A 25,767-nucleotide genomic window follows, 5' to 3' on the forward strand; every position below is an offset into this window, starting at 1 on the left:
GAAGATGGATCCGATAACGCTTTGGATTAACTCTTCAGAATGGGTTATTAAGTATCAAAAAAGAACCTGGGTATCTGCCCAGGTTCTTTCATATTGCATAAAAATAGACGTGATGATATAATCAGATCACGACTGTCGCATGTTATAAAGTCATAATTATCTTATCTTACATTTTAAGCATAACATGCTGGTTGAGCTCTTGTCAAATGTTTTTTTTCTCAATCTAATGGTTAGGGGAGATGTTGAATGAGTTTGGTTCTAGGCTTCCAGGAAATCGGAAAAACGCAGCTTTCACATGTTGGTGGAAAAGGGATGAATTTAGGGCAATTATCAAAAATTGAAGGCATACAAGTACCGGAAGGGTTTTGTGTTACAACAGAAGGGTATCAAAAAGCGATCGGACAAAACGAAACGTATCATGCTTTGCTCCATCGACTAACCACGCTAAATGTAGAAGATCGAGATCAAATTGGTGAAATCAGCGGGATGATTCGGCAGAGCATTATGGAAGCAGAAATTCCTGCCGATGTTGTGGAAGCAGTGACTCACTATCTCTTCCGGTTTGGTCAAGAACATGCTTATGCCGTGCGTTCGAGTGCGACGGCTGAAGACTTGCCGCACGCTTCTTTTGCGGGTCAACAAGACACTTATTTGAATATCATCGGCAAAGAAGCCATTTTGCAGCATATCAGCAAATGTTGGGCGTCATTATTTACGGATCGCGCAGTCATCTATCGTATGCAAAACGGATTTGATCATCGTCAGGTTTATTTATCCGTTATCGTACAAAAGATGGTATTCCCGCAGGCTTCCGGGATATTATTTACCGCTGATCCACTGAGCGGAAACCGGAAGCAGCTGTCCATCGATGCCAGTTTCGGGCTTGGGGAAGCGCTGGTCTCCGGCTTGGTATCCGCCGATAATTATAAAGTGCAGTACGGGGAAATCGTCGATAAGCGGATAGCAGCCAAAACATTGGCCATCTATGGACGAAAAGAAGGCGGAACCGAAACCCGGCAGATCGATCCAGATCAGCAAAAAGCTCAAACCCTTACCGATCAACACATTGTACAGCTGGCGCGCATCGGAAGACAGATCGAGGATTACTTCGGCCAGCCGCAAGACATCGAATGGTGCTTGGCTGATAATACATTTTATATTGTACAGAGCCGGCCAATCACGACGCTATACCCGATCCCTGAAGCGAATGATCAGGAAAATCACGTCTATCTATCTGTTGGACATCAACAAATGATGACAGATCCCATAAAACCATTGGGATTGTCTTTTTACTTGTTAATTACTCCCGCACCAATGCGTCCAGCAGGCGGGAGGTTGTTCATTGATATTGCACCTAGGCTGACTACCACTGCCGGCCGGGAAGCTTTATTAATAAACTTGGAATCCGATCCGCTTTTCATAGGCGCAATCGAGAACATAATCGAGCGAGACTTTATCAAATTGGTACCGAATGATCAAACAGCACCCATTCCCGCTAAAAGTAATACAGATAAGCCGGCAGCCTTCGAGAACGATCCGGCTATCGTTTCTGACTTGATCCAGCGGAATCAAGCTTCGATAACAGCTTTAAAACAAAAGATCCAAATGAAATCCGGGGCCGAATTGCTCGATTTCATCCTCGAAGACATCCAGGAATTAAGGAGGATTTTATTTGATCCGCAAAGTACTGCTGTGTTTATGTCTGCAATCAATGCTACATTTTGGATCAATGAATATATGAACAAATGGTTAGGCGAAAAAAACGCAGCCGATACGCTTTCTCAATCCGTGCCAAACAATATTACTTCGGAAATGGGCTTGGCGCTGCTGGATGTCGCGGATGTGATTCGCCCTTATCCGGAAGTGATTGATTATTTGCAGCATGCAGAAGATAACTTTCTGGACGAACTGGTGAATTTTGATGGAGGAAGGGAAGCCCAGGAAGCGATCTATGATTATCTGAGCAAATACGGCATGCGGTGTACTGGAGAAATCGATATCAGTCGTACCCGTTGGAGCGAAAAACCGATTACGCTGGTCCCATTGATCCTTAGCAACATCAAAAACTTTGATTCTCATGAGAGCCGTCGGAAATTCGAGCAAGGTCGCCAGGAAGCTTTGGCCAAAGAACAAGAATTGTTAAATCGGTTGAGACAGTTGCCGGATGGCGATCAAAAAGCCAACGAAACGAAACGGATGATCGATCTCGTCCGAAATTTCATCGGGTATCGGGAATACCCTAAATATGGCTGGGTGAGTCGCTACTTCATTTATAAGCAGGCTTTACTGAAAGAAGCCGAACGACTCGCACAAGCAGGCGTGATTCATGATATCGAAGATATATACTATCTTACTTTTGAAGAGCTTCACGAAGCCGTTCGCACCAATATACTGGATGATCGGATCATTAGCAAACGTAAAGACGAGTATAAAGTATATGAAAAACTGACCCCACCGCGTGTGATCACGTCTGATGGCGAAATGGTTAGGGGTTCGTACAAACGGGGAAATCTCCCAGCCGATGCGATTTTAGGTCTGCCTGTTTCTTCCGGAGTGATCGAGGGACGCGCCCGTGTCATTTTAAGCATGGAAGATGCTGCTCTGGAAGAAGGAGATATTTTAGTCACCGCTTTTACGGATCCAAGCTGGACACCTTTGTTTGTATCCATCAAAGGTTTGGTCACTGAGGTAGGCGGCCTGATGACCCATGGAGCCGTGATCGCGCGTGAATATGGCCTGCCGGCCGTTGTCGGAGTGGATCATGCGACCAAGCTCATCAAAGACGGGCAGCGAATTCGTGTGAATGGAACAGAAGGGTACATTGAAATATTGTAATAGCTAGAATCGTCAAGTTATTCTGTTGTTAAAGGTTTGTTTTTCATTGAACGAATCCAGGGCATTGCACGTAACATGACCCAACCCATGAAGGGATTCTGAATGGAGAAGCGCTTCAGCATTGCCTTGGCTGCTTTAACTTCACGAAATGCATACTGGCTCATCTCCGCCTGATAAGAAGCAATGGCTTTTTCTAAAGGCTCGCCTTGGGATGCTGCCGCTTTAAGTTTTTCAGCGAGTAGAGCTGCATCTCGTAAAGCTGTATTGCCTCCATGAGATCCAGTAGGCGGCATGGCATGTACCGCATCGCCCATTAGGGTGATTCGCGACACCGGCCAGGAAGACGGCTTCCTGGCCGCTTTTAATTTCACCAACATGGTGCATTCAACGTCGGCTTGATTCACAAACTGACGCAGCACGGGATGGAAGTCTAGGGCAGTCTTTAGCGCAAAGCGCAGCAGGTTCTCGGAATCAAGTTTCTCGTGAGATACCGGAAATAGTTCTTTAGGCAAGAGAAGAGCCCACATCACATAATCGTCCGAAATTGGAGGTAATTGCTCGACTCCAAATCGAGAAAAAGCGGTTTTCGGAGATTCGCGGAAGTTCATCGTCGTAAAGAATAAGCCTTTACCCGATTTTCCAATGGCGTATACGCCGCTAGTTTTAAGCGGGCCAGGAACGATTGAATGCCCGTTGTGGAGAAGAGGCGTGCGACCATAAATTCCCCAGCTGTTCGCATCCTCCGGATCACAGTCGGGCAACAACTGCTTGCGTAATGCCGAGTTTATACCATCAGCACCGATTACGAGTGAAGCGTGTGTATTACTCCCGTCAGAAAAGTGAAGAGTGGCGCCATCCGGTGCCAGATCGGCACGAACCGCTTTTTTTCCAAAATGAATCCGATCCTGCAGCCCATCGAGCATAATCGTTCGCAAGGTTTGGCGATCTGTTTGACGCGGCGTTCGTAAATCGGTACCACTCCGATCTCCTTTGAATGTGAGCTTGAAGACCTCTCCAAGGTCCTGATTTGTAACTCGAAAGTAAGAATCTTCGTCAGTGGGCGATGCGGTGGCCAAAAACAACTCGAATAAACGAGGCGGAAGACACTTTTGAAGTCCTGCCATCCCATACTCGTCTAGCGTGACCCGATATCCTTGGCGGCGGGCAAATGGTTCCGGATCACTTTCGAACACATGCACATTGAACCCGGCGCGAAGTAAAGAATGGGCCAAACACAAGCCGCTTAACCCGGCGCCAGCAATAGCCACTGAAATTTGGGACATATCCATCAAACCCCTTTTCATTTGCTCATCGGCATTTTTATTGATACAATATAATAAAACATTTTATCTCACGAGATAAGATAATTCTAAAAGAGGATGGTTTTTATGTCAACAAGCAAAAACATAAATATTCTTGCTGAAGAATTACGGAATAACAGTACAGCAACGATCATGTTTCACCAAGCCATTGCTGCGAAGTTAGGAATCAATTCAACGGATCACAAATGCTTGGATGTGATTATGAAGAACCAACCGCTTACTGCTGGTCAGCTTTCTACATTGACTGGATTGACAACGGGAGCCGTCACGGGCGTGTTAGACAGGTTGGAGAAGGTAGGCTATATTTTTCGTGAACAAGATCCGGAAGACAAAAGAAGGGTCAACATTTACATGAACCATGAAAATGCAGAAAAGAGCATTCTCCCGCTCTTCAGTTCATTTGCATCGGAAATGAATGAACTGCTATCTAATTATGATGATAGGCAACTTGAATTCATCATTGATTTTATTAGACAGTGCAATCGTGTGTTAAAGGAATTTAATGAAAAATAACTAGATGATTCAGGTCAAAACATATGACGAATGATTGCCTCGCCGCATCGAGTCAAACTCAAAAGAATTTAGGTTTGACAGTTACTTTTTATGGAAGGCATAAGCGCATTCTTTCCCGTAAAACTTCCAAGACTGCTTCTGGCATCTCCCTGACTTTGAAATCCCCGCCCAGGAAAAGCAGCCAATTGGTTATTTCGGTCAATTCTTCGGATTTATGGACATTGATAAAAGTCCTCAGAATGGCTGTCGTTTGGTAAGGATTCGTATAGGAAAGAGATATTTTTAAAGGATGGTATTTTCTGAACTGGGCAATCGCTTTTGGACCAAGTTCTAGGACCAGGTTGATGTCTTCTTCCTGCTTGCGTAGTAGTTCTAAAATCCTTTTCTTGCTTATTCTTTTTTTCGCAGGGTAAGACTCGACATGGGTAAGATCATCAACAGGAAAAATCCTTCTCTTTTCTTCCTTCAAATCAAATCCTTCGATCAGCCAGACACTTTTTTCACGATAAAGATGCAAGAGATAAATGGAATAGGACTTGATTTCATTCTCTTCCTGGATGCTAACGAATAAAGAATTGTCCGAGAGAAGGAGTTGGATGAGCTTTTCCAACATCGGATGGGGGAGGTCCGACAGGTCAAGCAGGTCGGGATTATTGGGATTGGTCCCTTCAAAAAGCAAAATTTGATTTAAATGGACAAGGTCATCTTGCTGGTTTTCCGAGATCAGGCCAAGCAATTTTTCAGCTAAGGACTGTCGGCTCTGCAGGTAAGGGAGCTGCTGATTTCTTGTGGCCATAAAAGCAATGAACAGGGCTTTAATTTCGGTATCGGTAAAGCGGACCGTGGGCAGGAGCGAGTTGTTCATGACAAAGTAACCCCCATCCCTACCGACTTCAGCAACAAGCGGCATCCCCATGGATTCAATTTCCCGGATATCTCGAATAGCCGTCGAACGAGAAACGTTAAATTCCCGCATGATCTCCGAAATGGTAAAATGGGCACGGTTGTTGATATAGCGCATGATGACATTAATCCGTTCAACTTTTTTCATGGGAGTCTCCTAAACAGTATCACATTTTGACATGATTTAAGGTTATTATAAACCCATCAAGTGAAAACACAAATCATTTGATCAAAATTTTAAAAAAGGAAGGTTTTGAATATGACACAATATGCTTTGGAAGTTAAAGACGGCTTTACCGTTTTGGGGATTGGAACTGAGCTTAAGAGCCATTACACCGACTTTGCCGCCATGAATAAGGAAAAGGCAGACTTCTGGGGAACCGTCGAGCAAGATGGCACGCTGGACACGCTGAAAGGCATCGCTGCAAATGACTACATTTTTGCCGTCAACGAAGCCGTGAATAACAAGATGATGTATTACGCTGGCGTCATGACAGACGCATCGCTGCCTGAGGCAACGAGAATGATCCAATTTCCTGAGGGTGAATACCTCGTTGTAAAAGGGGAAGCGAAGACGGCTGAGGAGCTGGGTAATCAGCTTGCCGGCGTTGCCTTTGGTCAGGTCTTGCCTGAAGCCCAAGACTATGCTTATGTAGGTGGGCCGAATGCCACGGTGGAGATGGGGCAGCGAGACGGCGTCGTATTTGGCGAAATGTGGATTCCTGTTGTTAAGAAGTAAGTAGATTAATGATTTCGAGGCGAGTTTTGCCCGAAGTTGATTCCAGGGTAACGCTCGCCAAACTTTTAGGAGGGATGGAAATGTCGTATATCGTTGATTTTAAAGATGTGTCTATGGTTGGTGTAGAATCTTCCCCAGTAGCAGAGGCGCTTGCTGGACTGCGGGCGAATGAAGCCCGTTACTTCATGAATAAGTACAAGCATGAATTTAAGGTCGTCCCCGCCAGCGAAAGCCAGGAGACCCTGGATTACGTGAACCGGATTTTGAAAGAAGAACGAGATATCGAGTTTGCAGCCAAGCCTTTGGAAACCTCGCGTTTTCAAGTGGAAAATATCCAATTTACCTACGTCTTTTACGAGGATGGTCTGGGGCTCAATGTGATGTATACGGTGGATGATCCGAAGAAGCGGGCTGTTGGCTTTAAGCTTTCGGACGGGATGGAGGAACCGAAGGAGCTGGAAGGGAAATTTAAGTTTGCCCGGCAGAAGTCTAAATTGGCCGGAACGATCCGGGGCTCGTTTTTTGTCATAAAAAAAGAATATTAAAATACATTTGCAAAGCCGCAAAGATGCGGCTTTTTGCATTTACGGAACCGAATGTTTACCGTTCAAATAACATGGTACGAACGAAATTCATGGATAAAGCCCTCCAGCCATTCTTCCGTAAAGTCCAGGGCGCCAGAATCATGATCAATGAAGGCCACATCAAGACCCATTATCCAAAAGCGGCGAGCGATCATAAATAATTCAATCGCAGATTCATCCTGTGCAGAAAAGTCTCTGACCGATCGATATCCCGAGATTAACGCATTCCAAAGCCGTTCCTTTCGATCCTCTAATTGACGTTTTCTGCCCCGTACTTGCGCCAAATCATACGCCCGCCAACCTTGCGCTGACCATTCAAAGTCATAATGAGTGAATGTTGCTTTTGCACTCCTGGATGATAGCCATAGGAGACCATCATGAACACACCAAGTAAGATCATTCCCATTTGATGATCTCCTTTGTTATGAAAGGGGTGCCCAGTCAGTCAAACCATATTGAGACTTCTCTTCCGATACTTGACGCAATTCATCATTGATCAGTATGACTGCATCCGGGGAATCGTACTTTTCAATTTTTGAATCAATGAGAGTTAGACTTGCCTGAAATTCCTCCATTTGCTTCACAATTACTTCACGGTGCGTTTTGAGCAAGGTTCTTCTTTGTTCTACCGTTCCGGTCCCCTCCATGACCGACTCAATATATTTCTTTATATTTTTTATTGTCATGCCTGTGTTTTTCAAACAACAAATAAGTTTGAATAAGCTGAGATCGGATTCCGTGAACTCTCGGTTTCCGGATTTGTTTCGCGAAACAAATGGTAGAAGGCCTTCTTTGTCATAAAAACGAATCGTATGGGGCGAAAGATTAAACTGTTTTGCTACCTCCGTAATGGTATATCCCATTTCAATCTTCTCCTTTCATATGTTCAAATCGTATCTTGACTTAGATATAACTCTAAGGGCTAACCTTATTCTAAATCACAGTGTGCTACAGCACCAGTGGTTAAGAACAGGGAAGGGGAATTGAGATGAACACACAAAGAAAAATCGCATTGATCACGGGAGGAAGCCGCGGGCTAGGGCGAAATACTGCACTGAACCTTGCTCAACAGGGAGTAGACATTATTTTCACTTACAAATCAAGCAAAGATGAAGCGGAGAAGGTTGTTACTCTTGTAAAAGAAGCAGGCAGCAGCGCGATCGCAATACAGCTTGATACTGGAAATACGAATGCTTTTGAATCGTTTGTTCAAAAATTAAATGAGGCACTAGGCAAACTGGGAGCGGAGCGATTCGATTATCTTGTGAACAATGCCGGAACCTCACATCACAACTCCATCGAAAGTACAACAGAAGAGGAATTGGATGCACTTTACAATGTCCATTTTAAAGGTGTGTTTTTTCTCACGCAAAAGCTGCTTCCATTCATCCATGATGGCGGAAGGATTGTGAACATCTCTACGGGTCTTACGCGTTTCTCCGCACCAGGGAGTGGAGCATACGCGTCGATGAAAGGTGCGATTGAGGTTCTGACAAGATACCTTGCCCAAGAACTGGGACCGCGCAACATTACAGTGAACACGGTCGCTCCTGGTGCAATAGGTACGGATTTTAGTGGAGGGATGGTACGCGATAATTTGGAGGTCAACAAGCGCATTGCCAGTGTTACCGCTCTTGGGCGTGCTGGCGTGCCAGATGACATTGGCCCTATGATTGCTTCTTTGCTCTCAGATAGCAATCGCTGGGTGAATGCACAGCGTATTGAAGTATCAGGCGGGATGGCGCTCTAATCACCGTAAGTCATGGGGCTGTCTCAGAAGACAGCATGAGCAGCCCCGACTTTTTTAGAACAAAAATTGTCTATTAGTCTATCAGGTTCATTGATTCTCCCGACAGGCTTTCTTTACCCTTTCAATTTGAGCAAGGTGATTACGGACATGTTCGACCCGGTATACCAATAATTGCTTAAAAGTGAACCGCGCCTGGTCGACATATACACCCACCCGCTCACTTTGTTCACTAGTTAGATGGTCTAGAATGGTCTGCATACTGAGACGCAGCATTTTGAACAGAAGCAGATACTGTTCGCGATCCAATAAATCATAACCTAGGTTATTCGCCCATGCGTCCTGATCAAATGAAATCAGAGTCGGCTCATCTTCCGCCAAGACTTTTTTTAGTCGGGATGTGGATGACATCTCTGAATCTGTCACGTGAATGAGGATTTGGTGAATGCTCCATTTGTCCGGTGCAGGCTTGTAACGAAGCTCCTCCTCCGTCAATCCTTCGATGGCCTCCCGCAGCATTGCGTATCCTGAGGCATATTCCTTAATGATGTCCTCCAATTCAATTCCTCCAATCCTTAAGTAAACTTTCATATATTAATAACATCTAAATAAGGTGTTCTTGATTCTAGCTAAATAATCCTTTTATTTCTTTCAACTAACCAAACAGTTAGCTGGACGAGCGTCATATGATTTGGCACGGACATGCAAACTATTAAGTAAATTGTATATCGGGAAGTACCAAACGACACGGATGAAGTTTCCTTCATCCGTGGTTTTTAAGAAACAGGTTATGTTAAATCATGTTGTTGATATTTGAGAGCTTTCGTTCAATTGTGTGATATTATGGTCGAAGATGATTACTTTTGAAAGAGGGGGATTGGGAGTATGTCAGAGGACAATATTCGATACGAACAAGTGAAAATTATTTGTGCAGAAGATTGTGGAAACGCACCAAAAAAAGAATTACTTAGAGCGTTTAATGTTGCCTTTGTTTGCAACGATATTGACTTTATCATTGAGAACATCATAGAAGATATCCAATGGAATTTTATCGGTAGCAATAAATTACAAGGGAAGGATCAAGTCTGCAGAATGCTTGAAAAACTGAATGACAAAACGCCAACTGAGTTAGTTATAAGCAATATAATAACGCATGGATATTCCGGATCTTTAAATGGCATCCTAAACCTCGAAAGCAATATTAGCTACGCTTTCTGTAATATATATCGTTTCAATAGCAGTTTAAACAAAACAAAAATTAAGGAAATTACTTCTTTTATCATTGACATTTCAAAATAATAAACGAGAAATGAGAGCTAAATCAGCCGCCTTTCCATTAGGCGGTTTCTTTTTTTATCGAAAATCAACAGTTTGATTTAATGCAAGTATCATACAAATTTCAACCGTTGTGATCAAGACATGGTGTATTGCGTATATATGTGGTCAGCATTCTCGCTATATCTTCGGGAGGCATTGAACGATCCGTCATAAACCAGTGTTGTATAATTCCAAACTGCGCATTGCCCAAATAAGCAATTGCATAGTCCGTAAATAGGCGGCTTTCATCATTCGTATAAGATGGATCTCGTTTCAGATTTTCATACAAGCGTGTGCCTACCAAATACTGGAGCCGTTCTTTTAATTCAGCTGGAGATTCCGAATGAAATAGTGCTTTAAAAAAGCTGGCATGCTTATTCATATATTGAAAGGCTTGGGTAATAGGCGGAAAAGCTTCTTGATCAGGATGGTGCACCAACTCCTGAATAGGGATAGGTTCAAAAACACTCAATAGTCCTTTAATAAACTCCGTTTCCTCAATCAGATGAAAAATATCCCTATAATGCAAATAAAACGTACCCCGATTTATTCCTGCTTTGTCACAAAGGTTTTTAACGGTTAACCCTTTAATACCTTCTTTCTCTAAAATAGACAACAATGCGTTCTCCATTAGCATACGACTGCGGATCACTCTCAAATCCGTACGATTTTCGACCATTGGTTTACCTCCCATGATGAATGTTGGTATTTATTTATCAACAATGTTGACGTTGTATCTATTAATCAACACTCGGCCTTTTATGTTCATTGAACTCCCCGACATGCTTGATTATAATTGCTCCTATAGCCTTAATCAACACGTGTTCATTACCTTTGGGCTGTTTCAATTTTAAGGAGGAAAACCATGGAATATAGATATCTTGGAAAGACGGGTACCAAAGTCAGCGCATTTGGATTAGGCGGATCCAGTTTTGGATCAAGGGCAAGCGAAGAAGAGAGCATAAAAATGATTGATGAGGCATTGGACTTTGGCATCAATCTGATCGATACATCTAACAGATACGGAAAGGGGGAATCGGAACGCATTATCGGAAAAGCGATTAAGAACAAACGGCAAAATGTCATATTAGCTTCTAAATTTGGTGCGGAGGCTACACATGAATTAAATCATAGTGGTGCATCTCGCCGCTCAATACGAACCGCTGTTGAACAAAGTCTAATCCGTTTGCAGACCGATTATATAGACCTTTATCAGCTCCATCTTCCTTTTGAATTTGTTGCTTATGAGGAGATTCTATTAACGTTGAACGATTTGGTGAAGGAAGGGAAAATCCATCATATCGGTACTTCAAATCACCTGGGTTGGCAAATGGTTCAGGCACAAGCCATTAGTGATCGATATCATATTCAGCGATTTGTAAGTGAACAAACCCCATATTCTATGATCAATCGGCGAATGGAATTTGAACTTGCTGAAGTCGCTAAACAATATGACCTTTCTCTATTTGTGTACAGTCCTTTATCTGGTGGCTTGCTAACTGGAAAGTACAAGGCTGGTCAGGCCGCGCAAAGCGATTCACGCGCTGCCACATTAAAAGGATATGCAGATATGTTAGATCCTGAGTTAGCTGAAAATGAATATAAGTTTAAGATCATTGAAAAGCTGCAAAAGCTCGCAAATGAGGCGGGAATTCTACTAGCGGATATGGCCATAGCTTTTACCCAAAGTCATCCGTCCGTCACATCAACTCTCTGGGGGCCACGTAATTCAGAGCAATTAATAGCCTATATTTCGGGCGCAGATTTGAAGCTCGGCACGGATGTATTGGATGCGATTGATGTCATTGTCCCACCAGGCAAACGGATCGATGACAAAGAACAAACCTGGACTCCGGAGTGGATGAGTGCCGAACGGCGCAGACGACATATAAACTGAAGCGTCATTGGAGAGGAACATTGTGAGATCAAATAACGGCAGCCGATCATACGATCGGCTGCCGTTATTTATTGAAGCACGGGGATGCCACAGATTGGCATTTGATGCTTATTAATGATTCTTTTTCACTCTTAAAGGCCTGTAGAAGGCACGGATGTCCTGGGCCAGAAGCTCGGGTTCTTCCATAGCGGTAAAATGTCCGCCGCGGGGCAGCGAAGTCCAGCGAGTTACATTTAGGTTGCGTACAGCCCATTCTTTGGGCGGCAGCAAAATATCTGCAGGGAACAAAGCGATGCCTGTCGGTACCTCTATATAGCCCAATGGCGGTAAAGAATGGGAATTTTCATAATACATCCGTGCGGACGAACCGATCGTGTTCGTAACCCAATACATCATCATATGAGTGATGAGTTCGTCATCGCTGAATTTTTGCTGGAGGTTACCGTGACAATCGCTCCATGCACGGTATTTTTCCATGATCCAGCCAGCCAAACCTGCCGGTGAATCGGTAAGTCCATAAGCAAGGCTTTGGGGTCGAGTCGATTGAAGGGACATATAGCCCCCTTCCTGAGCAATCCATTCCGCAGCGCCTTTCTTGTATCGCAGTTCTTCTTCCGTAAGCTTTGCCTGATCAGATGAAGTCATGAGATCCCTTATAATGCCGATATCCGTTAAGTGGATGCCAAATAACAGCTTAGGGTGGCTTTGTGCCAGGTATCTTGTAACTCCGGAGCCAATATCCCCGCCAGCGGCAGCGAATTTTTGGTAGCCTAATTCTTCCGTCATGAGCTTAGCCCACATTTCCGAGACGCGAAAATTGTTGACGCCAGCATGTTTGGGGCGGCCGGAGAACCCAAACCCGGGTAATGAGGGGACAATCACGTCAAAAGAGTCCTCCGGGTTACCGCCGTAGCTGGCTGGGTCGGTAAGAAGAGGAATGATCTTTTCGTAACGAAGGTAACTGTCGGGCCATCCGTGGGTAAGAATAATGGGCAAGGGGTTTGGCCCTTTACCACGCTCATGTACGAAATGCACGTCTATGCCGTCGATATTGCAGCAAAACTGGGACAAGCGGTTCAACTTGGTTTCTTGGGCACGCCAATCATAATGGTCCTTCCAATACGAAACGAGCGACATTAAATAACTTAATTCTGTACCTCGTTCCCATTCCTCGTTTTCTACTTGATCCGGCCAACGAGTGTGATGCAGTCTGTATTTTAGATCGTCAAGGATCTCGTCAGAGACATGAATATGAAAACGTTCAATAGCCATTGTGGTTTCCCTCCTTTTGCTGTTGCACCGCTATTATATCCCTCACAATTGTGTGGTACACTGGCATAAATGAAGGATCTAACTATACTATTTGATAGGTGATTGCTATGCCGCAAGTAGACCGACACAAAAACCGAACCGTGAATATTGAATTTGCTGCAGTGGAGGATTTTAGCGAGCTTCCTTATCCTGAACGTCTTACTCTGATTTTCATTACGTCAGGAAGTATGAGCGGGACATTAAACGAACGGCCCATTTCCATTTCTGCTCCCGGTGTTCTTTGCTTGGCCGAAGATGATGACATGAACGTCATGGAGAAACATAACGTTGCCGCACAATCTTTTCGTTTTCATCCCGAATTTCTGAACACCATCACTCTTTCCGAAACGCAGGTCTACATTCCGACGGGGCCGAGAATACAAACAGGACTTTCGCTTTTTCAAAGGGATGATCCATATACAGCTGTACCCCGGATCACGGAGAAAGCGTATCCGCTTTTGTTCGAATGGTTTTTTATATTAGGTATGGAAGTGCATGCGCAAAGCGATGCAAGCTGGGTGTGCCGAGTCAAAAAATACCTCATTCAAATTTTAGGCTTGCTGGAGGATTTAAAACGAAATGGCGAACAATCGCCTGTTGATTCGGTGTTAGAATATATCCACACGAACTATTCCAGAAAGATATCTTTGGAAGATCTGACGAATTGCGCTCATTTAAACCGTGTGACATTGAATAAGCTGTTTCAGGAAAGATGCGGAAAAACAGCAATGGGCTACTTGCTTGCACACCGTTTGAAAGTTGCCTGTGAACTTTTAACGCATACAGGTATGAAGCTTGATGAAATTGCGCGCGCTACCGGATTTGAGTATGACACTTACTTTATCAAGCAATTTACGGCTAAAAAGGGGATGTCGCCTACAAAGTATAGGAACATCACTCGCAAGTTCGCCACGGCCCAATAGAATTTGTAAATGATTGGCTTAGCCGAAAGAGCCGTCCAACCTGAATTGACAGAGTCCAGCTTAACGATTAAGGTATTGGAGGATACAAGGTCATTTCATTTTTGGAGGATATTTATGAATCAACGCTTTCGAATTACGAGATCCATGCAGCCAAACGCTAGTGATCAAGAGATTTCATTGGAAGAATGCCAAGCTTATTTTTCATCCAAGCCTGATTTTACTTATCAGACGGTGCTGACCGTGAAAGGGGAGGAGAGCACGATGTCTATAGAAGGGGATTTCTTTATGTGGAAACATGGAGAAGCCCTAATTCCATTCAGGCACTATATGGGGGAGTTGTATGTAGCCGTCTCCCATCAAGAAATCGTGCCTCTCATGATGGAAATTGCAGGTGATCTTCGGGCGGATATCGCGGAAGGATAACAAGAACTTACAAATAAAAAAGCCGCAAAGCTGCGGCTTTTTTTGATTTGTGATGACAAGCACCTACACGAGGAACTTCTCAAGGAGATTTTTAATCTTGGTTACAGCATCGTCAGACAACATGAGTTGAATATTGTCATACGACATTCTGGCAGACTCGGATGAGTAGGTGTACATGTTGTGTTCGTAGGCTTCAATTGCTTTATCAAGCTCACCGGAATGATGATCAATCGAAAGGGCTAACTCCGCGGCATCCCGCATCGCCAGATTGACTCCGTCCCCGGCAGGAGGCGCCAAATGCGCCGCATCGCCGATAAGCGTAACCCCCGGCTTGCTTACCCAGCGAAGAACAATAGGCAGCGTATAAATACGTCTTGCCGTTACATCTCCATCGGCACAGCGAATATAATTTTTCAGCGGCTCCGCCCAATCGTCGAAGTAAGTCAGCAGCTGCCGTCTGGCCTCCTCCGGCTGACCGAACGGAATTCCGCAATAATCCAGCCAATCCCGCTCAGCTCTAAACGATAAACCGACTCTGATACGGCCATCTCCATTGAGTTGACCGCTGATGGCCTTGTGATCGCCAAGACCAAACATGCTGCCCCGCGAGTTAAAGGCAGCCAGTTCAGGATGCACTTCAGTGTCGATGCTGAGATCTATTCTACTTATACCCGTATATTCAGCCACGGCATCCGTAAGCAGGGGACGAACACGTGAGAAGGCTCCGTCCGCTCCGATGACAAGATCGGCGATATCGGTATGTCCGTTTTCAAAGTGCAATTCATGTTTGCCATCATCCGAAGGCAGCGCTTCGATCAGTTTATAACCGTAACGGATGCGTCCGGGTTCTATAGCGTTTAACAGAAGTTCACACAGGATGCCTCTATCAATTTCCGGACGGCTTCCCGGCATATTGTCGTCCGCGACGTTATTGATAAAGAGTTTGCCATGTTTATCGAAAAGGCGCATGTCTTGCCCTTCATACCGGGCTATCGACCGAAATTGCTCGAGTAATCCTGCTTCTCGAAGCGCTAGCTGCCCGGAATCCTCATGAATGTCCAACGAACCGCCTCGCAGGGCGTTTGTATCGCTTATTTCACGTTCGTAAACCGTGGAACGTATACCCTTTTTTTGCAGAATAAGCGCAAGCATTAATCCGCCCGGCCCCCCGCCGATAATCGCAATACGTTGTTCCTTCGATGCCATATCTACCATCTCCTCACAATCATCTTGTATCAGGATCATAGCCGACGTATATGAACTGAAGATGAACGAAGGTGAATCCGTGTAAAGCAAATAGCTGCACCTAATATTTGTCTTGACAAATGCGTACAGACAGGAATATAGTTTTAAGCATGTTAATCGTAACGATTACGATTAAAGAATTGTGCTGGTTTAACGCCATATAAGGAGGAGAAGTGAATCGTGTCCATGCTCGAACCAGAGGCAAGCCCCAAAATCCCTGTTACGGTGTTAAGCGGGTACCTCGGCGCAGGTAAAACGACCATCATGAATCATGTGCTCCATAACCGCGAGGGACTGCGTGTTGCTGTGATCGTCAATGATTTGAGCGAGGTTAATATCGATGCCGATTTGATCCGTGAAGGGGGAGGGTTATCCCGTACGGACGAGAAGCTGGTAGAAATGTCGAACGGGTGTATCTGCTGTACGCTGCGTGAAGATCTGTTGGTTGAGGTAGAGCGTCTGGCCAAAGAAAAGAAATTTGACTACATTCTCATCGAATCGACCGGCATTGGCGAACCGATTCCGGTGGCCCAAACGTTTAGCTATGTAGACGAAGAGAACGGCATTGATCTGACGAAAATCACGAGGCTGGATACGATGGTTACCGTCGTTGATGCCCCTCAATTCTGGAAGGATTATTATTCGAATGAAAGCTTACAGGATCGTGGACAAGCCGTAGGCGAAGAGGACGATCGCGGAATCGTACATCTGCTGACGGATCAGATTGAATTTTGCGATGTGCTGATTATCAATAAGGTCGATTTGGTTTCCAGCGAAGAGCTGGAGCGGCTCGAGAAAGTACTTCGGGCCATGCAGCCGGATGCCAAGCTCATTCATTCGACGTATGGCCGGGTGGACCCGACTGAGATTTTAAATACCGGGAGATTTGATTTTGAAAGTGCGAGCCGGTCGGCCGGCTGGATTAAAGAGCTCCTCAAAGAGGAGCACACGCCGGAGACGGAGGAATATGGCATTCAATCCTTCGTCTACAAACGGAAAATACCCTTCCATGCGGAGAGGCTCATGCGCTGGATGGCACATTACCCGGAATCGATCGTCCGCTCCAAGGGACTGATGTGGCTGGCAACCCGAAATCAAACGGCCATTTCTTTCAGCCATGCAGGGACTTCCAAGCAGTTGTCCCCCGCTGGATTATGGGTCGCCTCGTTAAGCAAGGAAGAGCTCGCGTATCATTTTGGCAGTGATCTTCCCAAAACGCCGGATTGGGACGATGAATGGGGCGATCGCGTAACCAAACTCGTATTTATCGGGATCGATATGAATCGCGATAACATCGAGCGCAGCCTGGATGAGGCTTTACTGACGCCGGGAGAGATGAAGGGGAATTGGCGCAAACTGAAAGATCCTTTCCCCAAATTCAGATAAAACGATAGGAGTGGAAAATAAATGGCTAAAAAATCTAAAATGGTGCGGCAGCGGCAACGTGAAGCGATGGTGGCCAAGTACGCTGATCTGCGCCGGGAATTGAAAGAAAAAGGAGATTACGAGTCCCTGCAAAAATTACCGCGAGATGCATCGCCTACGCGGCTAAAAAGCCGCTGCGAACTGACAGGCCGGCCGAGAGGGTACCTTCGCAAATTTAAAATGTCACGCATTGCTTTCCGGGAATTGGCCCATAAAGGCCAGATTCCGGGCGTAACCAAATCCAGCTGGTGATCGACATGGAAGAGCGTTATGATTGCCTGATTGTTGGAGGGGGAGCAGCCGGGATCGGGATGGCTTCAGTTCTTCAGGATCTGCAAGTGAACCGGTTTGCTGTGCTCGAGCGGAATGAGGTGGGTTCTTCCTTTCTCTCCTGGCCCGAAGAAATGAAGTTCATTACCCCGTCCTTCACGAGTAATGCCTATGGCATGATGGATCTGAACGCCGTGGCGCGCAATACCTCGCCGGCTTTCACGCTTGGTACGGAGCATCCGTCCGGCTCGGAGTATGCAGCTTACCTGCAGGCCATCGCCGATTATAAGGAGCTGCCTGTTATGACGGGAGTAGATGTCACCAGTATCGTTCCCGATGATGGCGGCTTTCGCCTTGAAACATCGCAAGGGACGTTATGTGCCGCATTTGTGATCTGGGCTGCCGGTGAGTTTCAGTACCCCAAGCTGGAGTCTTTCCCTGGAGCTGAATATGGAATTCATAACAGTCAGGTCATGAGCTGGGCTGAGCTTCAGGGTGAACAGTTCATTGTTGTCGGTGGGTATGAGAGCGGCGTCGACGCCGCGATCCAGCTCAGCAAACTCGGAAAAAATGTCACAGTCATTGACCGTCATGATCGGGGACTCGATAAGGGGAGCAGCGATCCAAGCGTGGAGCTCAGCCCATACACCAAAGACAGGCTGCGGATCGCAATGGAAACCGGCCGGATCGAATTTCTCTCCGATTTCGACGTGAAATGGATTGAGGAGAGCGACGATAAGGGGTTCATCGTTTATTGCGAGAATGAACATGGCACTTCCCATCTTCTAAAAACGGATCATCCGCCGATTATGGCCACGGGTTTCCACAACAGCGCAAACACCATCGAAAATTTGATCGGTCACAGCACGGGTGGGGAACTGCAGCTGACTTCTTGCGACGAATCAACAGCGACCCCCGGATTGTTCATTGTCGGTCCCGGTGTTCAGCATGGCGGCTTAAAGTTATGCTTTATTTATAAATTCAGACAGCGTTTTGCCGTTGTCGCCCACGCGATCGGCAGCCGGCTTGGACTGGATTTGACGCCGCTTGATCCCTATCGGCAAGACGGTATGTATCTGGATGATCTCTCATGCTGTGGAGAGAACTGCGCATGCTAGCAGCATCTGCTTCATACCGGGCAAATCCCAGGCCGCGAACTGCCGTCCTCGTGGGCTTCGAATCCGCCGGCAAGTCTGCGCTCTTTCGTGGACTGACCGGTCAAAACGTAGGTGAAGAAGCAAATTTCAGAGGGTCAACCGTGATGGCACGCAAGGCCGAGCTTTCGGATTCGGCCTTCGAATTGGTGGATACGCCTGGAATTCGGTTACAGGATGACAGCCAGACTACGATGGCAGCCCTTAACCAATTGTCCGAAAGTGATACCTTGATCCTGGTTGTGCGCGCTACTCATGCGGGCCGGGAACTCCCTTTGCTGCTAGAGTCCTTAGCATTAAAGAACAAGAATATGCTTCTGGTTTTGACCTTCGCGGATAAAGTTCCGTCGGCATTGCAGAGCCAGGTGGATTTTCTTCGAAAAAGACTCGGGATATCGGTCATTCCGGTGAATTCCCGTCATCTAAATTCCAGGAGCCGCCATTTGCTGCTCCATGCGATCCCCATTGCTGGACCGATGACAAATCATTTGCTTCCAGATGACATCGCCGAACTGCCTATGGTTGAACCGGGCCGGACGTTGTTCGAATATCCCGTTTGGGGCCGATTAGCCTCCTTGGCAGCTCTTTTGCTGATGTTTGCGGCTCCGGTTTATATCGCTTATCTATTTTCGGGCTGGGTTCAGCCGCTTGTTGACCGATGGCTGGTCGATCCGCTGCGAATTTCGCTGATTAGCGTCCCAGGCATGATTCGGGATGCCATTGTCGGTGATTACGGGGTCGCTAGTTTAGGGCTGTATTCTTTTGTCTGGGCTTTTCCGGTTGTGCTGTTGGTCGGTTTGAGCGTCGCTTTGACCGAAGAAAGCGGGTTAAAGGATCGGATCACGGATGCATTGGATGGCTGGATGAGAACCATCGGTTTAAATGGGAGAGACCTCATTCCGGTTTTAGGCGGATTCGGCTGCAATGTCGTCGCCGTCTTCCAAAGCCGTACGTGCAGTTCCTGTACCCGGAAGTCCTGCGTCTCGATGATCGCATTCGGTTCCGCCTGCAGCTATCAGATTGGCGCATCTCTGTCGATTTTCAGTTCTGGCGGACATCCGTGGTTGTTTATTCCATATCTAGCGCTTTTGATCTTCGTCGGAGCACTGCATACACGATTATGGAACCGAGAGTCCGTTCCGAGTGCGGTCCAGGTTTATGCGAACCGTACCTTTTTGCAGAAGCCGTCCTTCAAAGCCGTGCTGTGGCGTGTTCGGGCCGTGACGAAGCAATTTTTAGTGCAAGCGATGCCCATATTTATCGGGATCTGTGTAGCCGCCACCTTACTAAGGTTAACAGGAATTCTAAATGCGTTGACAGGGATTCTGGCACCATTATTTAGCTTATTCGGGTTGCCTGCGGAGGCCGCGGGTGGAGTCTTGTTTTCCGTTCTTCGTAAAGACGGACTTTTGGTTCTCAATCAAAATGGAGGGGCCTTCGCAGCCAGTCTGAATGCAGGACAGCTGCTGATTTTCGTGTATCTGGCTTCCACAATCACAGCTTGCCTTGTAACGTTATGGACTTTACGCCGGGAAATGGGGACTTCGTTCGCAGCCAAGCTAGCCGGCAGACAGATCGTAACCTCACTGGCCAGCACTTTGCTGATCAGCGCATCGGTACGCCTATTCTAAAATACGATTCCCATGGGGTTCAGGCTGGATTCCGGAGGATGGAAGGTATACGCGAAAAACCGTCAGCAGGGAAGTTGGCTGGATGTGAATTACATGATGCCGAATATGGATTTTGAAAGTCAGCTGGAGCAAGTAGAGAGGGATCCGGATGGGATCTTTTGGCCGGCTTAAAGCAAAATGGCACAAATAAGCCGCAATTTTGCGGCTTTTTGTTTGAACTATCAAGCGGAAAGGTTCGCTTCAGCAAAATTGATGATTGACTATGATTTAACCGCGATAAATCTTATCCGCTTATAGTCCGCATACCACGCGCCATCCTTATACAAATCATTTTTTAGCAGAACCCTTATTTTGTCGAATACTTGTTTTTTATCAGCATCATTAAAATCGTAGAAAAAGTCATTTCCAGCAAAGCCGTTGAGCCAATAAGAAAGACCGGTCTCGCCATCTGCTAATTTAGTCGGACGATCAAAATGCACCGCATAAGTGACTCGAAAGCCTGCATGCTCAAGCATACTGCTATATTCACCGATACTAGGAAAATACCATGGAGATCGCTTATTGGCGTCGATCCCGTAATCTTCAGCGAGCACTTTCCTGATCGCAGCAACGATGGATTCGACGTTACCTTTCCCGCCGAATTCAGCAATAAATCTCCCTCCGGGCTTCAATGACTGGTGAACAGCACTTACGACAGAAGCAGCATTTTTGATCCAGTGCAGAGCCGCATTGGAGAATACCGCATCATAAGTGATTTCATGCGCGAAATGTTCCGCATTACCAACGATAAATTCAATGTCGGCATATTTATTTCTCGCCTGATCAATCATTTCGGCTGAATAGTCCATCCCGATGACTTTCGCACCGCTTTTAGCGATTTCAATGCTCAAATCTCCAGTCCCGCAACCAAGATCAAGAATCGTTTCACCACTTCTCGGTTGTAACAAATCCACGACCCCTTTCCCGTATTGAGCGACAAAACCTAATTTATTATCGTATAGTTCCGGGTTCCAAGTATGATCTGAACTCATTGTATCCGCTCCTTAATCCCTGTAGATTATGAATCCCATCGATTGATCCCAATGTATCAAAAATCAAGTTAACGGGGAAATATAAAGATCGCATAACTCTATAGGTTATACCTATTAAAAATTCGGAGTTTGGGGATGTAACCGGATTCGTGACGATCAGACTCTACCTCCGCAAAGAGATTAAAATGAACATATTCGAGAAAATGAATGACAGCATAGGAAACAGATATTTATAGAAAAAAACCAAGTGATTACATAACATAAATTATGTTAACCGAGAAAATACACGATTTTGAAGCCGCACCGTTGCGGCTTTTTATTTTGCCGAAAAAGACAAAAAAGAACGTCTATGGTTAACCCATAATGGATAAATTTTGTCTAATCCCTTCCGGTTAGTAGTCGTCTTCCTAACTCCAGTCGCGCTTCAAGCTCGATTCTGTTTTTGCAATCCTCGCAGTAATACATTCCTTTACGGTTCCGTTTCGCGCGGTCGTAAGCTTGAGTGCCCTCGAAAACCTCAAATGCTTTTTTACAACTATAACAGTTCAATTGGAACCGAAATCCTGTGGATTGATCCTGCATCGGAATCTCCCTCCCGTCAATCACTTCAAGGTCCCACCCTCTTGACGTGATCATCGCGACGCGTTATAACTGAAAAAAACGATTTAACACACTGTGCTATTTATTTTAATACAGTGTGCTAAATAAAACAAGGGGCGTTTATTGTTGCCGAAAATCGTGGACCACGAACAAAAAAGAAAACTGATTGCGGAATCGGCGTGGAGCATTATTGAAGCAAAAGGGATCGAACATGCGTCAATCCGCGCCATCGCCGCTGCGGCAGGGGTTTCGCCTGGCGCTTTACGGCATTATTTTTCAACGCAAGACGAGCTGTTGCTCTTTATCGTGGACTATTATTTGACGAGAGGAGTCGACAGGGCGGCAGAAGGATTGGAGATAAGCCGCATTCCGATGAAGGCCGCGAAGGAAGTGCTTCTAGAGCTGCTCCCTATGGATACGGAAAAACGAACTGCAGCGAGCGTCTGGTGGGTATTCGCCATCCGTTCTCTCACGAGTTCGGCGTTACAAGTAAAAAAAGACGAGCTCACGGACGGACTTCATCACCTGTCGAAAATTGTCATCGATCTTCTGTCTACAGCAGAGCTTCTTCCCTCGTCGACTGACATCGAACTCGAAACATTTAGATTGGCCGCGGTCATCGAAGGTTTGACGATCCTTGCATTGCTTCGCCCGGAGATCTACTCACCGGAGACCGTTGAAAGAGTCGTTGTCCGTCATCTTCGGGAGCTTTGCGCCCACTAACAATAATTTTGACACAAATTACATTGTAGACTGTAGTCTATAAGCTAATGAGAAGGAGAGTTATCACAACCTCAACATAGCAATTGAAAAGAAATTGCAATATTTTTTCCTTGGTAATATAAGATTATATCGTGGTAAAGAAGTGTGGTGACCTGAAGGTCAAGCTGTAACTAAAATCTAAAAAATAGGTACACGGGAGATGTGGGATATGAAGTTCAACAGAATAGACCATGTAGGAATCAACGTAAATGACCTACCTGCAGCCAAAGCGTTTTTTCTCGATTTCGGCCTTGAGGTGAAAGGCGAATGGGAAATGGAGGGAGAGTTATTGGAGCAGGTTGTCGGGCTTAACGGCGCCAAAACAGCATGCGTAGCATTGGGGATGCCAGACGGTGATACATGGATCGAGCTAGTTAAGTATTATTCGCCGTCCGATGAACAGGATGTTCGGAAATCTTTTGCAAATACGCTGGGTATCCGACATATTGCAATTGCCGTTGAAGATGTTGAAGCTATTGTTGCCAAGCTGAAAGCGAAGGGCACGGAAATCTTTAGCGAGATCCAGCAATATGAAAATATTTATAAGTTGTGCTACGTTCGTGGGCCTGAAGGAATTATTTTGGAGTTGGCTGAGAAATTAAATAAGCAAAAATAAACACTAACTACAGCCGCGAAGTTGCGGCTTTTTGCATTTACAGGATAGGGTATGGCATGGATTGAGGTGGGGCACCCTAATTGCTGGAAATGTAGTGGTTGGGGGGACTGACGTGGATTTTTTCAAAGGCCAAGAGTCGTTGACGGTGCTGGAATGGATTTTGCGGAGCATCGTAGGATTTATAATTCTGATCATTGCAGCAAAAATGATGGGTCAGCGTTCCATCTCCGGACTTCGGTTTCTGGATTTCATTATCGCGCTTACGCTCGGCAATATTATTGCGCATCCGCTGTCAGACGAGCATCTTGGATTAAAAGGAGCCGTCACTTCGACCTTTTCGATTGTTATTTTCTACATAGCCGCAATCTGGCTTAGTCTGAAGATCCCGGTGATCAAACAATTTTTTGATCCGCCGGCAACTCCCCTTATAATGGATGGGAAGCTTAATTACCGGAACCTATCGAAAGCGAAGCTGTCCATTGAATTTTTGTACGCCGAGCTGCGAAAATCCAACGTAGAGGACATCTCGAAGGTTGCCTTTGCAGCATGGGAACCAGGCGGTACACTATCTGTTTTCCTAAATACAGCTTATCAGCCCGTAACTCCGGCTGACTTAAAACTGACCACTCAACCCTTCAATCTGACCAAACCGATTATTACGGACGGCCATATAGAACATGCGTTACTGCGCGAGATCGGAAAGGACCTCGTATGGCTGGAAACGGAAATACGACCTCATGGAATAAATAGCGTAATCTTGGCAACGGTAGACAGCAAACGAACGATACAGGTGCATGTGATCCGGGAACCAGGGACGCTTTAACGATCGGCTCAGCAGGCGGATTACGGTGCAAGTATAGATTTAGACCATCTTAGTGTAGTTGCCTGCGGGATATTTGCCTCCCAAACTATTTTCACCACACAAAGGCCTTGCTGTTCGTTTGTGTGGTTTTTTTGCGGTAAAAAAATGAGGTTCATGATGAAATCTTGGCACCATGCTTTGATCGTTTTTTTAGGAGGATGCATGAGGTATTGTCCACTTTTGTTAGATTGGCAAATGCAGCAGGTTGCATAAGAAAAAGCCGACCAAGATGAAGCTTATTTCCATCGCTTTGCTTCAACACATCACACCGGAAAGTCATCTTGAACTCGTAGAGAACATTTTTAAGGGTCGACAAAGGATATTTTCAATACAATTGGTGGGAACTGGTCTACTATAATGGAGAAATCGATGGACTTATTCAGCCTGTTGTATTTAAGGGATGTGAGAAGAATGGATTGATGGAAGGAACGATCCATTATATAGGTGTCATTCCTGAGTTCCGTGGGAAAGGATTTATTAACGATTTACTGTTAAGAGCAACAAGAGTGTTACAAGGTATTGGGGTTTGGAGAATTTATGCCGATACCGATGTTGAAAATTTCCCGATGATGCAAACTTTCGAGAAAGCGGTATACGAAATAAATAAGTAGTGATCATTAAAAAAAAAAGAATCTGAAAAGCCTTTTAAAGCCGCAACGCTGCGGCTTTTTATAATGTAACGATATAAAATCGTTGTTTTTGTTAAAAAATCGGTTTCTGATTTAAAGACTTATCGTTTGAATTTCAATATGATACATATGAACGAGCTTATGAAGAGCTGATGCGCTGAACACATTTTTTTATAAAGGGGAGACAGGGATTGAAAAAAGGCCTGACGAAAGCTGGAATCGGAAATGTGGACGACGTCCTTTTTATTCAAAAAGCCGCTGAATATGGATTTGCAGCCGTGGATTTAGATATGAGGAGCATTATGAATGAAGCTGGAGTGGACAAGATTAAGAGAACTTTAGATACGAACGGGATCGTCATTGGAGCCGTCGATTTGGGTGTGGACTGGCGAAACGGCAGCGATGCATTTGCGCGCGATCTTTCGAAATTGCCCGGTTATGCAGCAGCCGCAAACCAGCTTGAAATCCCGGCATTTACGACATACATTCTGCCTTCAACCGATGAAAAACCAGCGCTCTATATGGCCAAAGTAGTTCACCGATTAAGGGACTGCGCGAAGATTCTGGGCAGCCACGGAATTAAGCTTGCGCTGGAATTCGTTGGTCCGCTTCATCTTCGTACGGCGTGGAAGCATCCATTTATTTGGACCATCGACGAGACTTTAGAACTGATTGATGCCATCGATCTGCCCAACGTCGGATTGCTCTTGGATTGCTATCATTGCTATACAACGGAAATGGGGACAGAGCGGTGGGACACTCTGCGTCCGGAACAAATTGTCCATGTGCATATCAATGACGCCAAGGATAAACCGATCGACCAACTACAAGACAATGAGCGCCTATATCCAGGAGAAGGGGTTATTGATGTCGGCGGGTTCTTGCGCAGCCTGGATCGTCTGGGATATGACGGCGTGGTTTCTCAAGAAGTACTGTCACAAGAAGAACCGGACACCACGGTGGATGCATTATTTGAGCGTTCCCGCACCGGGTTTGCAAGAGCGTTTGATTTTGGCAGATAAAAAGAT

Annotated in this window: 29 protein-coding genes; 19 read left to right on the plus strand and 10 right to left on the minus strand. The window is 45.6% G+C overall.

The genetic code is table 11. The annotated features are described in order from the left end of the window. Positions 1-246 precede the first annotated feature (246 nt). Positions 247-2,835: a phosphoenolpyruvate synthase gene (ppsA, locus tag CJP46_RS17305; protein WP_094596815.1), complete on the plus strand. Its 2,589-nt coding sequence runs from the start codon at positions 247-249 to the stop codon at positions 2,833-2,835. Between the two features lie 17 nt (positions 2,836-2,852). Here ppsA and CJP46_RS17310 read toward each other — a convergent pair whose 3' ends face one another. Next, the gene (locus CJP46_RS17310; RefSeq protein WP_179281196.1) at positions 2,853-4,118 is read right to left on the minus strand and encodes an FAD-dependent oxidoreductase; all 1,266 of its coding nucleotides are present in this window, start codon (positions 4,116-4,118) and stop codon (positions 2,853-2,855) included. A gap of 105 nt (positions 4,119-4,223) precedes the next feature. Between CJP46_RS17310 and CJP46_RS17315 the strand changes: the two genes are divergently transcribed. Further along, the gene (locus tag CJP46_RS17315; RefSeq protein ID WP_179281197.1) at positions 4,224-4,670 is read left to right on the plus strand and encodes a MarR family winged helix-turn-helix transcriptional regulator; all 447 of its coding nucleotides are present in this window, start codon (positions 4,224-4,226) and stop codon (positions 4,668-4,670) included. Positions 4,671-4,758: 88 nt separating this feature from the next. Here the strand turns inward: CJP46_RS17315 and CJP46_RS17320 are convergent, their stop codons facing one another. After that, positions 4,759-5,721, minus strand: a complete 963-nt coding sequence (locus tag CJP46_RS17320) for a helix-turn-helix transcriptional regulator (RefSeq protein WP_094596818.1) — start codon at positions 5,719-5,721, stop codon at positions 4,759-4,761. Positions 5,722-5,832: 111 nt separating this feature from the next. Here CJP46_RS17320 and CJP46_RS17325 point away from each other — a divergent pair, with 111 nt between their 5' ends. Together CJP46_RS17325 and CJP46_RS17330 are read left to right on the plus strand one after the other, a co-directional pair. Beyond that, on the plus strand, positions 5,833-6,312 hold the full coding sequence (locus tag CJP46_RS17325) for a GyrI-like domain-containing protein (RefSeq protein WP_094596819.1): 480 nt from the start codon (positions 5,833-5,835) through the stop codon (positions 6,310-6,312). Positions 6,313-6,392: 80 nt separating this feature from the next. Next, positions 6,393-6,857, plus strand: a complete 465-nt coding sequence (locus tag CJP46_RS17330) for a phage tail protein (protein WP_094596820.1) — start codon at positions 6,393-6,395, stop codon at positions 6,855-6,857. Between the two features lie 62 nt (positions 6,858-6,919). On the opposite strand, the gene CJP46_RS36550 is transcribed toward CJP46_RS17330, so the two are convergent. The 3 genes from CJP46_RS36550 to CJP46_RS17335 are packed head-to-tail and all read right to left on the minus strand — an operon-like array spanning position 6,920 to position 7,759. Beyond that, a complete protein-coding gene (locus tag CJP46_RS36550) occupies positions 6,920-7,180 on the minus strand; it encodes a hypothetical protein (RefSeq protein WP_179281198.1) in 261 nt (86 codons plus the stop codon). Beyond that, positions 7,147-7,302: a hypothetical protein gene (locus CJP46_RS36555; RefSeq protein ID WP_179281199.1), complete on the minus strand. Its 156-nt coding sequence runs from the start codon at positions 7,300-7,302 to the stop codon at positions 7,147-7,149. The genes CJP46_RS36550 and CJP46_RS36555 overlap by 34 nt, the downstream gene beginning before the upstream one ends. Before the next feature lie 16 nt (positions 7,303-7,318). Continuing rightward, entirely contained in the window at positions 7,319-7,759 is a 441-nt protein-coding gene (locus tag CJP46_RS17335) for a MerR family transcriptional regulator (protein ID WP_094596821.1), read from the minus strand. Between the two features lie 125 nt (positions 7,760-7,884). On the opposite strand from CJP46_RS17335, the gene CJP46_RS17340 reads away from it, so the two are divergent. Next, complete coding sequence (locus CJP46_RS17340; RefSeq protein ID WP_094596822.1) at positions 7,885-8,646, plus strand: SDR family NAD(P)-dependent oxidoreductase; 762 nt, start codon at positions 7,885-7,887, stop codon at positions 8,644-8,646. Positions 8,647-8,733: 87 nt separating this feature from the next. Here CJP46_RS17340 and CJP46_RS17345 read toward each other — a convergent pair whose 3' ends face one another. Further along, a complete protein-coding gene (locus tag CJP46_RS17345) occupies positions 8,734-9,201 on the minus strand; it encodes a DinB family protein (RefSeq protein ID WP_094596823.1) in 468 nt (155 codons plus the stop codon). Between the two features lie 327 nt (positions 9,202-9,528). On the opposite strand from CJP46_RS17345, the gene CJP46_RS17350 reads away from it, so the two are divergent. Further along, positions 9,529-9,942, plus strand: a complete 414-nt coding sequence (locus CJP46_RS17350) for a nuclear transport factor 2-like protein (protein WP_094596824.1) — start codon at positions 9,529-9,531, stop codon at positions 9,940-9,942. A gap of 100 nt (positions 9,943-10,042) precedes the next feature. On the opposite strand, the gene CJP46_RS17355 is transcribed toward CJP46_RS17350, so the two are convergent. Then, positions 10,043-10,639, minus strand: coding sequence for a TetR/AcrR family transcriptional regulator (locus CJP46_RS17355; RefSeq protein ID WP_094596825.1), 597 nt, complete (start codon positions 10,637-10,639; stop codon positions 10,043-10,045). Between the two features lie 186 nt (positions 10,640-10,825). On the opposite strand from CJP46_RS17355, the gene CJP46_RS17360 reads away from it, so the two are divergent. Further along, positions 10,826-11,857, plus strand: a complete 1,032-nt coding sequence (locus CJP46_RS17360) for an aldo/keto reductase (protein ID WP_094596826.1) — start codon at positions 10,826-10,828, stop codon at positions 11,855-11,857. A gap of 111 nt (positions 11,858-11,968) precedes the next feature. On the opposite strand, the gene CJP46_RS17365 is transcribed toward CJP46_RS17360, so the two are convergent. Continuing rightward, on the minus strand, positions 11,969-13,129 hold the full coding sequence (locus tag CJP46_RS17365; protein WP_094596827.1) for an epoxide hydrolase family protein: 1,161 nt from the start codon (positions 13,127-13,129) through the stop codon (positions 11,969-11,971). Between the two features lie 107 nt (positions 13,130-13,236). On the opposite strand from CJP46_RS17365, the gene CJP46_RS17370 reads away from it, so the two are divergent. Next, complete coding sequence (locus CJP46_RS17370) at positions 13,237-14,091, plus strand: helix-turn-helix domain-containing protein (RefSeq protein WP_094596828.1); 855 nt, start codon at positions 13,237-13,239, stop codon at positions 14,089-14,091. A gap of 114 nt (positions 14,092-14,205) precedes the next feature. After that, complete coding sequence (locus CJP46_RS17375; RefSeq protein ID WP_094596829.1) at positions 14,206-14,514, plus strand: hypothetical protein; 309 nt, start codon at positions 14,206-14,208, stop codon at positions 14,512-14,514. 63 nt (positions 14,515-14,577) lie between these two features. Here the strand turns inward: CJP46_RS17375 and CJP46_RS17380 are convergent, their stop codons facing one another. Next, the gene (locus CJP46_RS17380) at positions 14,578-15,729 is read right to left on the minus strand and encodes an FAD-dependent oxidoreductase (protein WP_094596830.1); all 1,152 of its coding nucleotides are present in this window, start codon (positions 15,727-15,729) and stop codon (positions 14,578-14,580) included. A 216-nt stretch (positions 15,730-15,945) separates the two neighbouring features. Here CJP46_RS17380 and CJP46_RS17385 point away from each other — a divergent pair, with 216 nt between their 5' ends. From CJP46_RS17385 to CJP46_RS37560, 5 genes are read left to right on the plus strand one after another with little or no spacing between them, the layout of a single operon-like run. Next, positions 15,946-17,145 carry a GTP-binding protein gene (locus CJP46_RS17385; RefSeq protein ID WP_094596927.1) on the plus strand — a complete coding sequence of 400 codons (1,200 nt, stop codon included), beginning with the start codon at positions 15,946-15,948 and terminating at the stop codon, positions 17,143-17,145. 21 nt (positions 17,146-17,166) lie between these two features. Beyond that, entirely contained in the window at positions 17,167-17,436 is a 270-nt protein-coding gene (gene rpsN, locus CJP46_RS17390) for a 30S ribosomal protein S14 (protein WP_094596831.1), read from the plus strand. A 5-nt stretch (positions 17,437-17,441) separates the two neighbouring features. Next, positions 17,442-18,572: an NAD(P)/FAD-dependent oxidoreductase gene (locus CJP46_RS17395; RefSeq protein ID WP_094596832.1), complete on the plus strand. Its 1,131-nt coding sequence runs from the start codon at positions 17,442-17,444 to the stop codon at positions 18,570-18,572. After that, positions 18,545-20,239: a nucleoside recognition domain-containing protein gene (locus CJP46_RS36845; RefSeq protein WP_218831036.1), complete on the plus strand. Its 1,695-nt coding sequence runs from the start codon at positions 18,545-18,547 to the stop codon at positions 20,237-20,239. The genes CJP46_RS17395 and CJP46_RS36845 overlap by 28 nt, the downstream gene beginning before the upstream one ends. A 12-nt stretch (positions 20,240-20,251) precedes the next feature. After that, positions 20,252-20,410, plus strand: a complete 159-nt coding sequence (locus CJP46_RS37560) for a DUF3024 domain-containing protein (protein WP_094596833.1) — start codon at positions 20,252-20,254, stop codon at positions 20,408-20,410. A gap of 89 nt (positions 20,411-20,499) precedes the next feature. On the opposite strand, the gene CJP46_RS17415 is transcribed toward CJP46_RS37560, so the two are convergent. Further along, the gene (locus CJP46_RS17415; protein ID WP_094596834.1) at positions 20,500-21,270 is read right to left on the minus strand and encodes a class I SAM-dependent methyltransferase; all 771 of its coding nucleotides are present in this window, start codon (positions 21,268-21,270) and stop codon (positions 20,500-20,502) included. Between the two features lie 726 nt (positions 21,271-21,996). Between CJP46_RS17415 and CJP46_RS17425 the strand changes: the two genes are divergently transcribed. From CJP46_RS17425 to CJP46_RS17445, 5 genes are all read left to right on the plus strand, one after another. Then, complete coding sequence (locus CJP46_RS17425) at positions 21,997-22,593, plus strand: TetR/AcrR family transcriptional regulator (RefSeq protein WP_094596836.1); 597 nt, start codon at positions 21,997-21,999, stop codon at positions 22,591-22,593. 208 nt (positions 22,594-22,801) lie between these two features. Further along, positions 22,802-23,248: a VOC family protein gene (locus CJP46_RS17430; protein ID WP_094596837.1), complete on the plus strand. Its 447-nt coding sequence runs from the start codon at positions 22,802-22,804 to the stop codon at positions 23,246-23,248. A 145-nt stretch (positions 23,249-23,393) separates the two neighbouring features. Further along, positions 23,394-24,071, plus strand: coding sequence for a DUF421 domain-containing protein (locus tag CJP46_RS17435; protein WP_256992393.1), 678 nt, complete (start codon positions 23,394-23,396; stop codon positions 24,069-24,071). A gap of 383 nt (positions 24,072-24,454) precedes the next feature. Then, complete coding sequence (locus CJP46_RS17440; protein WP_094596839.1) at positions 24,455-24,721, plus strand: GNAT family N-acetyltransferase; 267 nt, start codon at positions 24,455-24,457, stop codon at positions 24,719-24,721. Between the two features lie 209 nt (positions 24,722-24,930). Continuing rightward, a complete protein-coding gene (locus CJP46_RS17445; RefSeq protein WP_094596840.1) occupies positions 24,931-25,761 on the plus strand; it encodes a sugar phosphate isomerase/epimerase family protein in 831 nt (276 codons plus the stop codon). The last annotated feature ends 6 nt before the right edge of the window (positions 25,762-25,767 follow it).

The sequence above is a fragment of the Paenibacillus sp. XY044 genome, assembly GCF_002257645.1.
Lineage (GTDB): Bacteria > Bacillota > Bacilli > Paenibacillales > Paenibacillaceae > Paenibacillus_AQ.

What these genes read in the sequence shown, in the direction of transcription:
- ppsA (WP_094596815.1), top strand. Translation starts at nt 247, where the DNA reads ATGAGTTTGGTTCTAGGCTTCCAGGAAATCGGAAAAACGCAGCTTTCA.
- CJP46_RS17310 (WP_179281196.1), bottom strand. Translation starts at nt 4,118, where the DNA reads ATGTCCCAAATTTCAGTGGCTATTGCTGGCGCCGGGTTAAGCGGCTTG.
- CJP46_RS17315 (WP_179281197.1), top strand. Translation starts at nt 4,224, where the DNA reads ATGTCAACAAGCAAAAACATAAATATTCTTGCTGAAGAATTACGGAAT.
- CJP46_RS17320 (WP_094596818.1), bottom strand. Translation starts at nt 5,721, where the DNA reads ATGAAAAAAGTTGAACGGATTAATGTCATCATGCGCTATATCAACAAC.
- CJP46_RS17325 (WP_094596819.1), top strand. Translation starts at nt 5,833, where the DNA reads ATGACACAATATGCTTTGGAAGTTAAAGACGGCTTTACCGTTTTGGGG.
- CJP46_RS17330 (WP_094596820.1), top strand. Translation starts at nt 6,393, where the DNA reads ATGTCGTATATCGTTGATTTTAAAGATGTGTCTATGGTTGGTGTAGAA.
- CJP46_RS36555 (WP_179281199.1), bottom strand. Translation starts at nt 7,302, where the DNA reads ATGGGAATGATCTTACTTGGTGTGTTCATGATGGTCTCCTATGGCTAT.
- CJP46_RS17335 (WP_094596821.1), bottom strand. Translation starts at nt 7,759, where the DNA reads ATGGGATATACCATTACGGAGGTAGCAAAACAGTTTAATCTTTCGCCC.
- CJP46_RS17340 (WP_094596822.1), top strand. Translation starts at nt 7,885, where the DNA reads ATGAACACACAAAGAAAAATCGCATTGATCACGGGAGGAAGCCGCGGG.
- CJP46_RS17350 (WP_094596824.1), top strand. Translation starts at nt 9,529, where the DNA reads ATGTCAGAGGACAATATTCGATACGAACAAGTGAAAATTATTTGTGCA.
- CJP46_RS17355 (WP_094596825.1), bottom strand. Translation starts at nt 10,639, where the DNA reads ATGGTCGAAAATCGTACGGATTTGAGAGTGATCCGCAGTCGTATGCTA.
- CJP46_RS17360 (WP_094596826.1), top strand. Translation starts at nt 10,826, where the DNA reads ATGGAATATAGATATCTTGGAAAGACGGGTACCAAAGTCAGCGCATTT.
- CJP46_RS17365 (WP_094596827.1), bottom strand. Translation starts at nt 13,129, where the DNA reads ATGGCTATTGAACGTTTTCATATTCATGTCTCTGACGAGATCCTTGAC.
- CJP46_RS17370 (WP_094596828.1), top strand. Translation starts at nt 13,237, where the DNA reads ATGCCGCAAGTAGACCGACACAAAAACCGAACCGTGAATATTGAATTT.
- CJP46_RS17375 (WP_094596829.1), top strand. Translation starts at nt 14,206, where the DNA reads ATGAATCAACGCTTTCGAATTACGAGATCCATGCAGCCAAACGCTAGT.
- CJP46_RS17380 (WP_094596830.1), bottom strand. Translation starts at nt 15,729, where the DNA reads ATGGTAGATATGGCATCGAAGGAACAACGTATTGCGATTATCGGCGGG.
- CJP46_RS17385 (WP_094596927.1), top strand. Translation starts at nt 15,946, where the DNA reads ATGCTCGAACCAGAGGCAAGCCCCAAAATCCCTGTTACGGTGTTAAGC.
- rpsN (WP_094596831.1), top strand. Translation starts at nt 17,167, where the DNA reads ATGGCTAAAAAATCTAAAATGGTGCGGCAGCGGCAACGTGAAGCGATG.
- CJP46_RS17395 (WP_094596832.1), top strand. Translation starts at nt 17,442, where the DNA reads ATGGAAGAGCGTTATGATTGCCTGATTGTTGGAGGGGGAGCAGCCGGG.
- CJP46_RS36845 (WP_218831036.1), top strand. Translation starts at nt 18,545, where the DNA reads ATGCTGTGGAGAGAACTGCGCATGCTAGCAGCATCTGCTTCATACCGG.
- CJP46_RS37560 (WP_094596833.1), top strand. Translation starts at nt 20,252, where the DNA reads ATGGGGTTCAGGCTGGATTCCGGAGGATGGAAGGTATACGCGAAAAAC.
- CJP46_RS17415 (WP_094596834.1), bottom strand. Translation starts at nt 21,270, where the DNA reads ATGAGTTCAGATCATACTTGGAACCCGGAACTATACGATAATAAATTA.
- CJP46_RS17430 (WP_094596837.1), top strand. Translation starts at nt 22,802, where the DNA reads ATGAAGTTCAACAGAATAGACCATGTAGGAATCAACGTAAATGACCTA.